An 11702-nucleotide genomic window follows, 5' to 3' on the forward strand; every position below is an offset into this window, starting at 1 on the left:
TATAATTAATTTAAACCTTTAAGCTTTTGTAATTTTCTATGTAAAAGCAAGACTCTCTGCCCTTTCAAATTTGAGAATTCCTTTGTTCTTCGCTCTAAGTCTATACTCCTAATGTATTCTTCTACATTTACAAATTCTTGAATTGCATCATTCATACCAATTGATCTCAAAGAATCTACTATCATTTCTTTATCCCTAAATTTTCTCCAAGTAGTTGAAGGACTTGTATTTCCCTTAGAATCCTTATAATTAATTACACTGTCGGGTACTAATCCCTTTATCGCATTCCTAAAAAAATAACGACTCTCTCCATTCTTAATTTTCTCTGTAGAAGGAATAGAAGTAAAAAATTGAATTAAAGGTATATCTAACAAAGGGTAACGATATTCAATTTTATTATGACCCGTAGATATGTCTCCATATTCTAGCCTTAATGGAAACATTCCCGGATGAGTAAGGCGGGACCCTATCTTTTCTCTAACAGTGCTTCCTGCAAAACCCATTTGTCTCGCATATTGAAACCGGCCTTTCATATCCAATTCATTTGCAAACTCATCTCTTATCCCAGTCTTTATTCGCTTGTTATGGTAATCCTTTAAAATTCTTTTAGTAAATCTACCTTTACGGAGATTCCTTGAGTTAGATGAATCGAATAATGCATGATTAATGGTTCCTCCTAGTCTTCCATATGGAGAAGTACCGTTTAATTCACTTCTCCATTTAATTTCCTTCCATAGTTTCTTCCACTTCCCTTGTAAAAGTAGCTCTTCATGAAAATAATAGCCAAAATAAGAAACGACATCATCTCCTCCATATCCAGACAAAATCACTCTACTATTAAGTGATTGAGCTTTATCCATCATTAAATCAAAAAAAACATTTAAGAACTCCCTTGGTGGTTCATCTTGAATTGTAGCAGCTCTTTCAATAGACTCTAAATAAGTTTTTTCTTCGCCAGTTAAATAATGATTATTTTTTAAGCCAAGGTATTGAACTACATCTTGAATCAACTTCCGATCATCAATAGAACTAAGATTTAATTTGGCAAGATTCTTCGGCATAACATCAGATAAGGTATGAAATTGTTCTGATTTCAGTTTTTTATGACAGATACTTACAATGGACGAAGAATCTACACCACCACTTAATTCACTACAAATTGCCCAATCCGATCGAATTCTTTTATCTATTGAATCTTCAAATTTTTCGAGAAAAGCTTCCACATATTCACCCTCAGACGACAACCTAATTTCACTTTGCGTATCTAATTCCCAATACTTGTAAGTTTTAACCTCACTATCCTTAAATATTAGAGAATGAGCAGGCTCTAACTTTAAAATATTTTTATACATGGTAGAGTGACGATCCAATTTTATGTTCATTAAAAAATCACCGATCCACTGTCTGTTTAATTCATCTTTTATTCCCGAAAGGCTTAAAAGACCTTTCATCTCACTAGCGAACGCAAATTGCTCATTATAAAAACAATAAAAAAAAGGCTTAATTCCAATTCGGTCTCTTGCACAAAACAATTGCTGTTCTGATTCATCCCAAAGTGCAAATACAAAATCACCTTCCAAATGATTCACACAATCTATTCCCCATTTCTTGTAGGCTGCTAGAATGAACCAGCTATCTGCTCTCGTATTTATTTCATCGTTTGATATGTCAAATGCTTTGGCTAAATGTTTTCGATTATCAATTCTAGCATTTGAAGTAATTGACAACTCAGATTCTACATCATAAAAGGGAAGTACTTCGCATTTTGATTCAGGTGTATTTAGAAGCATTAAGTGCCCTAATGCAACTGAGGAATTTATCCATTCTCCTTTTTTATCAGCTCCCCAATGATCTAATTCGACAAGCATCGTATTTAGTTCGGCTTTCGTAACCATTTCCCCCTTTCGATTTACAAATCCACAAATACTACTCATACTTCCTAATATTTATAATTAAAGCGACAAATCTCATCTTTAAACATTTCTTCAATTATTTTTTTAGATTTGCTATCTATCACAGATTTATAATCTATTGATTTTCTTGATTTTGATTTTGCCCTATAACTTCCTAAAGTAAGACTTTTCTCTAAGGTTAATCTACGGTTAAGGTCCTCAAGCATGTAAGGAAGTTCCTCAAATTGATAAACTTTATCTACTGCAATTTCATTATTTATGAGGTATATTTTACTTCCTTTAAATCGGGTAAAACCTCCTTTTGTCAAAAAATCATAGATATTACCATATTTTTCATCTCCTTTACGCCAGAAATATAGTGAAACCATTTTATCAAAAGGATTTCGTTCGATTGTAAATTTAAAATAGCTATCCCAAATTTTGGTTGGTAATGCTTTTTTGATTTCAGCCGCGGACATGTGGCTATAATATTTTTTTCGTTTTCTCTTTAAGATAAGACGAACAAAGTCTTTGATAGAATAACTAGAAAAAGGGATATAAAAATTTTGAGCACTTCTAGAACCATGATTGATTCTATTTTTTTCGTCAATTGGAGAAATTGCACTTATGATATCGGTTGCTCCACAAATAGAACTTAACGCCATTTCGATGGATGTTCCCGCAGTTTTTTGAGTTTTTATAAAGATAAATCGATGTTGATGAGAAACAATCATGAATGATTTAGCTAAACAAAATTTACGAAAGGATTAAATTTTATACCGTGTTAGATACAAGAATATTAAAATTAAAGTAGACTTAGATTAACAAGCACTAAGCCTAGAAATTAATTTTAATATGAAAAGAGATTCAGTAAAATGATCTATTTGGGAAACAAGAGTATTCAATATAATTTTAAGAAGTGTAAAACCCATCTTCTTGGTCATCGGCAATTAATGTCCCACCTTCTGTTATGGTTTCTATGCTTGAAACGCTTAATTTTGGAGCTTCCCAATTTCTCAATCCATCATTAGACTTTTTGTCTATATTTTTATCCTTATCGTCCTGACTATCCATAATTAACATGTTTAATTATTACAAATGTAATAAAAGTTTCAACAGATAAGTAGAACAAATATAAATTTGTTTAGTGATTGGTAATTAGTATTAAATTTTCTTGAAGTAGGTGTTTTAAATAGCTCTGGACTTCTATTTCACAAGTCGCTTTTTCTACCTTAAAATTAGATAATAATGAAGCATGAATATCCTTTAATTCTTTCGGCTCATCCAATAACCTCCAAATCTCAGAACCTATTGAATTCATGCCATAATACTTACCCGTTTCAACATTCATCATAACTATTTCATTATCAATCTCACTAGATAACAACTCAGAGTTTTTGGTAATAATAGCATTCATCGGAATTAAAGGATCTAAACTCATAATCGCAGTTTTAATTTATTACAAAAATATTGAATAGAAGTTATAAATAACCTAAAAATTGCATCATTTCTTGATGATCTAATTTTATCTTTTCAACCTGAATTTGTGTTAATTTTTTTATGCCTTCACCAGAGACTCCACTTCTAAAGAATGAATTACAATTTGAATGCTTTTCTAAATAACCATAATCTTCTTCCATTTTTTTCAATTTATAAAATGAACTTTCATCAATAGCTAATTTTATTTGTTGTATGGAACAGGGCAACTCAAGAAATTCAACAACCTGGCTAACAACACCAAACACATCACAAATAAGATCCTCATAACGAACAACCAATACAGGAATATCTTTCTGTTTAGTCCAACTTTCAACGTGATTACTCCATGAAGAAAGATATTGCCTAATCTCCATTTTCAAACTATGCTTTGAATCAGCTAAACAGAAACTTTTATCATTCATTTCTTCAATCACTTTATCTATAGTACTTCTTTTGAATGCAGAAAAAGAAACCGCTACATCAAGCGGATTTCTTACAATATAAACAATCGACTTGCTAGCTTTTTTCGATATTAATGCTTCCCCATTAGATAAAATTTGATAGGCGTCATGAATTTTAAAAAAGAGATTCTCTTTGGAATGAGAACTCATTGTTTCATATACCTTAGGGCGTAAAAGACTAATTTCTTCATCACATAAATCTGAAGAGTCTATCCCTGAATACTCATCAAATAACCTTCTATCACTCACGTAACGAATGTGCTTAAGATAATCTAAACGATCATCCTTTTGCGCAGGCTGTAGTAAGTGAACCAATATACTTCTCAACCAGGTATTTCCGGATTTAGGATAAGATGCCAACCAAACTATATTCTTTTTCAATTTGGATTGCAATTAAGATCATTTAAAACAGCATTTACTAAATCATCTAGTTGAAAAGTTTGAGTGGGACGTTCAATTACGCTAACCTCAATGTCTTTACTAAGATGATTCAATAAATCAAAGTAATTCTTTTGACTACCTATTCCTTTTAAAAGTTTAATCCTAAAAGTTTGACGAAGCAACAACTCAACCTTTTGACTACCATAAATTGGGTTAATGTTAATTGTGTTTGTTTGTTTTTGCTTCAAAACATAAATTTTACGCAGAGGCGAAGGCGAAATTGATATGCGGTCATTAAGCACCATATTATACTTATTTACCTTTTCTCGCATTTTCCACTTCTCTTCTTCAAAATTCTCTAATCTTTCTAAAGAATCTTCCCAGAGCCTTAATTGACTATAACTAGGGTGAACTAAATAGTTATTTTCGCTTCCTTTAACGATTGAGGCAATGTTGTCTGTCAAAAAAGAATACCCTTTTTTATAAAAAGCAGCTCCTAGTGTCGATTTTCCGACCCCGGCATTACCAGTAAAGAGTACAGCACTTCCATCAATTACAGTTCCGCTTGCGTGAAGAGGCAACATATTCTTCATGAAGCTTAATGCACCTAAAACTGACGATAAGATAAAGACTCTAACATCAGCCATCTTCGCCTTTTCTTTGACCTTAATAGTTACAATAAATTGATCGTTTATCTTTTCAATAAAATAAGTAGCAACCTTATCAATAGTTAACATGAATTTATTATCTCCAGCTTGGGCTTTCGCACCATTAAACTGTGGATTCAATATCTTATCAGGCACTTCTCCTAGAAGTATGTACACATCTCCTTCCCCATTCCCTATCTGCAACTCAGGCATTTCAATCTCCGAGAAGAGCTGAATTCCGTTCGCTACATAAGAATAATAATTATTTTGATTTTGCCTCAAATCTCTATTTGTTAAAATTGATCTCAATATTTTAGTTTACAGTAAGTAGCAAACCTTCATCTAATAATTTCTCTACAAGCTGAATTTTCTGCGGTGAAGGAATTTCGCCTAAGATATTCCCAACTTTAATTGGAGTGTACGATAAAACTGATTTTAAAAATTGTTTTATAAACGAAGGGTACTTCAACTCTTTCCCATCTAAAATAATTACACAAAAATGACCCTCCTCTTTGAACTCATAATTGATTTCATGATTCAAATACACCTCAGTATCAACACCAATCGATATCTTATTAATTATCCTACCTAATCTACCTTTACTAGCCTGGTTTGGAAGAATATTTCTTGCACGAGACCAAACTCTTTCCACTTCCTCTATTTTCAATGAATTAAAATAGTTTAAAGCATATTTCTTAATCTCATTTAAAATTTCCTCAGAATTATTAGGAATTTCCTTCCCAATTAAAGATCTTCTAAATTCTTTTTGCTGGTAGGAGTCAGCTAAAAACTCCTCAAATATAGTGTTGAATTTTACGGTATAAATTCCTAAGGCAATGTGAGTAGATGAATTTTCTTCAGAAAAAGCACGATGATAAATTCCTCTTGGCAGATATAAAGTATCTCCTTCTTTTAATAAAACCTTTTTAACTTTTGAGAAGTCCTTAGTTTCCTGTTTATCATATTTAGTTTTTTTATCTCTTAAAGTTGGAGATTTGTCAATAAGCTCCCACATTTTTTCACCCTTAATTTGAAGTATAATAACATCATGAGTATCAAAGTGCCAATCTAATCCTTGTTTTTTAGCTGGAGTTATATAAATATTGGCAAGTAATTTAACATTCCAATTTTTAGAATGCGAAACAACAAAGTGATTCAATTTAGGAATCTTTAAATGTAGACTATTTAGTATTAAAGTCTTTCCATTTTGCATCTGTTTATACAGTTGTTCACGATCTACAGGGATACTTGGAAAATTTGATTGCTTAAAACTCCAAGGTTGAAATTCATATTCTTCATGAACATCCTTTAAAACAACAAAAGGATATGTTAATTCCCCTGAAGCTATAAAGTCATCAATATCATCGAAGGATAATATAGAATTAAAATATTTTGATTGATTTCGTGAAACATGAAGAATCTTCTTTTCAAAATAATTTGAAAAAAATTCTTCCTCCTTTATAGGGTTTAGAATTGATAATGAACTTTTAACCATTTTTTATTAGTAGTATTCCTGCTAAATTACTTTAATGAAAATACTTTTCATTAATATTTAGTAAGTAGATTTACTTTTTTTATCTTATTCAAATAAACCCGACTAAAAAAAGGATTAACTTGTTCAATAGATTCTTAGTTTTGAACTTAGTTGAAAGTTTGGTTAATATGGAAATTAATTACAATAAAGTAGTCAAAATCAAAAAAATAGGCAAAGTAGACATTTCTGAGCTTGAAGAAAAAGTAAAACTACTAAGCGCTAAAGATTGGGACACTAAAGAGGATTTTAAAGTCAATTACAACAAAAATGAATCTTCAAACAAAGGTGCACTAGGCTCGACCCAACATATTATCTTTAAATTCATTAATAAAAAAACTACTCCTTTTGAATACATTCATTGCTCACGCTGGAATATTTGGGAGCCTATCCTTATGCCAATATTGATAAATGCGACAAAATACTTGAATTACGAACATCCCTATTTCCCTAAAATCATGCTTGCTTCTTTGCCCGCAAAAAAGTTTATCCCACCCCACATAGATGGTAAAAGTGATGGTTATGTCGCACATAAAATACATATACCAATTGAGACTAATTCTGAATCCTTTTTCTTTTTAGAAGCTGACAAGTTTCATTTTGAAAAAGGAATCGCATACGAAGTAAATAACGGAAAGGTTCACGGAGTAGTCAATAATGGTGATACTAATAGAATCCATTTAATCTTCGAATGTTTAGATTTTGATACTCAAACTCCAGAAATTAAACATCAAATGAAATCCCCAAAGATTAGTAGTATATAAAAGCTGTTAAACTACATTAGTATTAATCCATGTATAAATTACTAATCAACAATCCATCCACTTGAAAGAAAAATCAAAAGAAACTTCTTCACTTTTCGATAAGCTAAATTTACTGCTAAGTGGAGTAAAAAATAAATCCTTCTTTTCTTTAATTATTTTAGTTTTTCAAGGACTGACAGAAGGAGTTGGCCTTTTACTAATAATTCCACTATTAAGTGTCGCTGGAGTTTCAAACGCAGACAACTCTAACGGTCAAATGACTCAAGCTTTTCAGTCATTTTCTAAAATCGCAAATACATCAATAACAATCACCAATGTGCTCATATTTTATGTGATAATTATGAGCTTTTACGCATTCCTAAAATTTACTCAGGCAATCATTACGGCTCAGATAAATCAAAAGGTAGTAGTCTATTGGAGAAACCAATTTTTCGAAAGATTAAGCTTTTCAAGTTGGTCATCAATTTCCAAACTTAAGCATAGCGACATTCAAAATGCCCTTTCAATTGAAATTCGAAAGTTTGGCGCGATTAGCAATCAACTCATTCAACTTACTGGTAGTTCGATACTAATTATAATTTACTTAATTATCTCTGCTACACTTTCTTTAAAGCTAACTTTAATCGCATTAATTCCAATTGGAATAATTGCACTAATCAATAAGCCAATTAACAAAAAAACTAGTCTATTAGGAAAGTCCACAGTTATTGGAAACAAAGAGATTCAATCCATTATACTAGAGCAATTATCAGCATTAAAACTGGTAAAAAGTTATCAAAAAGAAAAACAACATTTAGATGAATTTAGATCGACCAATGAAGAATTAGAAAGTAAAACCATCAACTTTATTAAAGAAACTCAAAAAACGAAGGTTATTTTCGAACTTTTTGCAGCCGTTTTTATCGCTATATATATCTATATAGCAATCAGCGTATTTAAAGCTGAAATTACTGAACTGCTTTTACTAATTTTTATATTCTCAAGAATGCTACCAAAGGCCAGTAAGCTTGCAAACAACTACCAACAGATTTTAAACAATATACCTGCAATGGAATCTACACAAGATTTACTTAGAGCTATTGAGACAGAAAAAATGCCCCACCACACACCATCACCTAAGGTCTTGCTTGAAAACACTATCACTTTTAAAGACGTTTCATTTTCATACCCTAAGAAGCCGGTACTAAATAAATTGAATTTTAAATTAAATGCAAATAAAACAACGATAATAACCGGCCCTTCTGGAAAAGGAAAGAGCACTTGTATTGACTTAATTCTAGGACTACAAAAACCAGTAGATGGTACAATTTTCATTGATGATACCCCAATGCAATCAATAAATCAAGTGCATTGGAGATCTCTGATCGCTTATGTCCCTCAAGAAGCATTTTTATTTCACAAATCTATCAGAGACAACCTAAGTTGGGCGAATGAGTTTGCCTCAGAAAAAGAGCTATGGAATTGTTTGGAAAAAGCAAATGCAAAAGAGTTTGTTAAGGGTTTGCCTGATGGCTTAGATACAGTAGTAGGAAATAGAGGCAATAACCTATCCGGTGGACAACGGCAGCGCATTGCATTAGCAAGAGCAATAATTAGAAACCCGAAACTATTAATTTTAGATGAGGCAACTAATGCTGTAGATGATGAAAGCGAAACTCTTATTAAGGAAGCATTGTCAAAATTAAATGGAGAGATTACCATTGTAATTGTAGCTCACCGTTCAAGCTTAATTGACTTGGCAGACTACATAGTAGAACTGTAATATCCTATAGCTTTGAATACCATCCAAAAAAAGGACATCTCAATTTAAGATGTCCTCTCTGTTAAATTCCACTCACCTAAGATTAGCTTCTCGATGGATAAACTCCGAACTGGCAGATGATATAATTTATTACCTCTACCGGCTGAATATTTTGTACTGGTTGTCCCATTCCGGAGTTATTGATAGTTGTAGTGATTGACCCTGTTCCATCAACTGAAATTGGTGACCCCAAAGTTGTATCTGGAGTTGCATCTGTATAAGTTGGATCATTAACATCTACCGCAAGAACATTCCCCGTAGGTTTCTTTTTATTCCCAACAGCAGTAGATGCTGGAATAGTTAAAGTTAAATTATTTACTGACAAAGTACTCTGAGCAAAATGAGTATGCGCAGCCATCTGCAATGGGCTAAGACTATACTCTTCAACTCCAAACCTTTGCCCTAACATCCTAGGAGTCAAACCAGGTCCTGTACCTGCATGCATTCCAATTCGCCCCCTCATATCAGGCAAGGCAAAAGTAGTTCTCCCATCCCCTCCGTATGTGGTTCCGATAATTGAAAACAAAGCTGTATTTGATGATATTGCGATTAATTGTCCGTCACAAAATGCCCAAGATCTTGGGGCAAAATTGCCTGCAAACATTCTTATTTCTCCTATTGTTCCTTCCATTTCTTTAAATTTATTATGAAAATCCAACTAGTTAATCTAGTCAAAAATTAATTTCTATTTTCCCTCAAGTAAGTCTAATCTCTTGATGGAAAAACTCCTTGCATACAAATAATATAGTTTACCACTTCTGAAGGCTGAATATTATTAACAGGCTGACTTGCACCAGCATTAGCTACTTGTGTAGTAATCCCTGCAGCTCCTGATACTGGAATAGGCGCTCCTAATGTAGTATCTGGAGTAGAATCTGTGTATGTCGGATCATTTGCATCTACTGCCAAAACATTACCAGTCGGCTTCTTTTTATTTCCAACTGTAGTGGATGCAGGAATAGTTACAGTCAAGTTATTTGCATCTAACGTACTCTGAGCAGTATGGGTATGCGAAGGCAGCTGTGTTAAATTTAAAATATTATATTCTTGACCAAACCTTTGACCAATCCTCCTTGTACTTAAACCGGGTCCGGTACCTGCGTGCATAGCAGCTCTACCTCTTAAATCTGGTAAAGCAAAAGAAGTTCTACCATCCCCTCCATAAGTAGTTCCTAATAAAGAAAACAAAGCTTGATATTGAGCTATTGATAATAATTGTCCATCGCATAATGCCCAATTTCTTGGAGCAAAATTTCCTACAAACATTCTAACTTCTGCCATCGTTCCTTCCATAATAAATAAGTTTTAATTAATAAATTTAGTTTCGATAGCTTTTAAAAACTATCCCTTCAAAGGTGAGACATCTATAAACCAAAAAAAATAGGGGCAAACCCCTATTTTTCAATGCTAAAAATCAAATCCACTAAATTTTACTTATTTAAACCAAACGCACGCTGGCTTTTATTCCCAATTCAGTTATTCGATCATTACTATAAAACCCCATACTTTCATCGTAGACAATTTTCAAAAGGAGTACTTTCTCATCGCTGGTACAAACTGCCAATTGGTTCGTTTTACCAATACACACAATTGTACCTGGCAACTCACTAAAACGAGCTCCTTGAACAACCTCTACTTCTACTATCTTTATAGGAACATTTCCCAATGTTGTGATTGCGCCTTTATTCCATGGATTGCATGCCCGACACAATTGTTCTACATCAGCAGCCGTCATTTTATTCCAGTCAATCCTAACATCATTAAACAGTGGCTTGGAGTGATATTTTGCTACAGATTGCTTTTGAGCCTTCAGTTGTTTTTTCCAATTATTCTTACTTAGCAACTCCAAAACCTTTTGAATCACTTTCACATTCAATGAGGACATCTTAGTCATATAACCACCATAGGTTTCAACAGAGCTCATCGGAAAGCGTTCAAAATGCAACACAGGGCCACCGTCAATCTTAGCGGTTATAAGATGAGCACTAATTCCTCCTACTTTTTCTCCATTCTTAATTAACCAAAATGCAGGCTGGGCTCCTTTATACTGAGGTAAGGGTGCAAAATGAAAATTAATAATCTCCACTCCAATAGAATCAACCAATTCTGCAGAGAGTATATATGGAAAAGTTATCACAAATAAACAATCCAATTCAGAAGTAGCTTTCCAAAAAATCAACTCATCCGTTATTTTCTTCGGATCTACCTTTAATATAGGAATTCTAAAATGCATAGCAAACCCTTCTATTTCGGCATGGTCCTCAGCTATTACTTGAGGCATCGCTATAAACACCTGATTGCCCATTTGCATCAAGTACTGTATAGAGGGAAAGCACAATTTGCTGTTACATAGGATGCCGATTTTCATTTGCTAAGTTGGTTAAGTTAACGTTTCGGTTGCTAATATAGAAATTTAGACTAACGATACCATTTCACTACCAAATATTTGCTAATAAAATTTGAATTTAACCAAACAACAAATCACTTCTGCAGCTTTAAAAAATAAGGAATCTTTAGGTTATTCTTGTATTTTGGAAAACAATTGCAATTGGTACAATTCAAAACAAAAAAAGCACCTTAATTTCTTAAGATGCTTTAATGTACCCGGGGCGGGTGCCGATAGCTATCGGAATGAACCCAGACGTTTTTTTTTATTTATACTTAATGATTAACTCCTTTACCATTTCAGGATACTTTTTTAAATTTTGTATATAAACTGAACTCTTCATTGATTTAATATGTGATT

Annotated in this window: 12 protein-coding genes; 2 read left to right on the plus strand and 10 right to left on the minus strand. The window is 32.8% G+C overall.

Annotated elements, in window-relative coordinates:
* Positions 1-5: 5 nt before the first annotated feature.
* From GQN54_RS08565 to GQN54_RS08595, 7 genes are all read right to left on the minus strand, one after another.
* Complete coding sequence (locus GQN54_RS08565) at positions 6-1934, minus strand: asparagine synthase-related protein (RefSeq protein WP_160633114.1); 1929 nt, start codon at positions 1932-1934, stop codon at positions 6-8.
* A 5-nt stretch (positions 1935-1939) separates the two neighbouring features.
* A complete protein-coding gene (locus GQN54_RS08570) occupies positions 1940-2626 on the minus strand; it encodes a sulfotransferase family 2 domain-containing protein (RefSeq protein WP_160633115.1) in 687 nt (228 codons plus the stop codon).
* 178 nt (positions 2627-2804) lie between these two features.
* Complete coding sequence (locus GQN54_RS08575) at positions 2805-2966, minus strand: hypothetical protein (protein ID WP_160633116.1); 162 nt, start codon at positions 2964-2966, stop codon at positions 2805-2807.
* A gap of 70 nt (positions 2967-3036) precedes the next feature.
* The gene (locus GQN54_RS08580) at positions 3037-3333 is read right to left on the minus strand and encodes a lasso peptide biosynthesis PqqD family chaperone (RefSeq protein ID WP_160633117.1); all 297 of its coding nucleotides are present in this window, start codon (positions 3331-3333) and stop codon (positions 3037-3039) included.
* A gap of 40 nt (positions 3334-3373) precedes the next feature.
* Positions 3374-4213 carry a sulfotransferase domain-containing protein gene (locus GQN54_RS08585; RefSeq protein WP_160633118.1) on the minus strand — a complete coding sequence of 280 codons (840 nt, stop codon included), beginning with the start codon at positions 4211-4213 and terminating at the stop codon, positions 3374-3376.
* Positions 4210-5142 (minus strand): hypothetical protein, encoded by a 933-nt coding sequence (locus GQN54_RS08590; RefSeq protein WP_207554862.1) that lies wholly within the window; start codon positions 5140-5142, stop codon positions 4210-4212. Before GQN54_RS08590 ends, GQN54_RS08585 begins: the two co-directional genes overlap by 4 nt.
* A gap of 31 nt (positions 5143-5173) precedes the next feature.
* Positions 5174-6355 (minus strand): JmjC domain-containing protein, encoded by a 1182-nt coding sequence (locus tag GQN54_RS08595; protein ID WP_160633120.1) that lies wholly within the window; start codon positions 6353-6355, stop codon positions 5174-5176.
* A gap of 167 nt (positions 6356-6522) precedes the next feature.
* Here GQN54_RS08595 and GQN54_RS08600 point away from each other — a divergent pair, with 167 nt between their 5' ends.
* Positions 6523-7155 carry an aspartyl/asparaginyl beta-hydroxylase domain-containing protein gene (locus tag GQN54_RS08600; protein ID WP_160633121.1) on the plus strand — a complete coding sequence of 211 codons (633 nt, stop codon included), beginning with the start codon at positions 6523-6525 and terminating at the stop codon, positions 7153-7155.
* A gap of 61 nt (positions 7156-7216) precedes the next feature.
* A complete protein-coding gene (locus GQN54_RS08605) occupies positions 7217-8917 on the plus strand; it encodes an ABC transporter ATP-binding protein (protein WP_160633122.1) in 1701 nt (566 codons plus the stop codon).
* Between the two features lie 82 nt (positions 8918-8999).
* On the opposite strand, the gene GQN54_RS08610 is transcribed toward GQN54_RS08605, so the two are convergent.
* From GQN54_RS08610 to GQN54_RS08620, 3 genes are all read right to left on the minus strand, one after another.
* Complete coding sequence (locus GQN54_RS08610; RefSeq protein WP_160633123.1) at positions 9000-9587, minus strand: phage tail protein; 588 nt, start codon at positions 9585-9587, stop codon at positions 9000-9002.
* Positions 9588-9661: 74 nt separating this feature from the next.
* The gene (locus tag GQN54_RS08615; RefSeq protein WP_207554863.1) at positions 9662-10249 is read right to left on the minus strand and encodes a phage tail protein; all 588 of its coding nucleotides are present in this window, start codon (positions 10247-10249) and stop codon (positions 9662-9664) included.
* Positions 10250-10394: 145 nt separating this feature from the next.
* Positions 10395-11324, minus strand: coding sequence for a methionyl-tRNA formyltransferase (locus GQN54_RS08620; RefSeq protein ID WP_160633124.1), 930 nt, complete (start codon positions 11322-11324; stop codon positions 10395-10397).
* Positions 11325-11702 lie beyond the last annotated feature (378 nt).

The sequence above is a fragment of the Acidiluteibacter ferrifornacis genome (genome assembly GCF_009909615.1).
Taxonomy (GTDB): Bacteria; Bacteroidota; Bacteroidia; order Flavobacteriales_E; family Vicingaceae; genus Acidiluteibacter; species Acidiluteibacter ferrifornacis.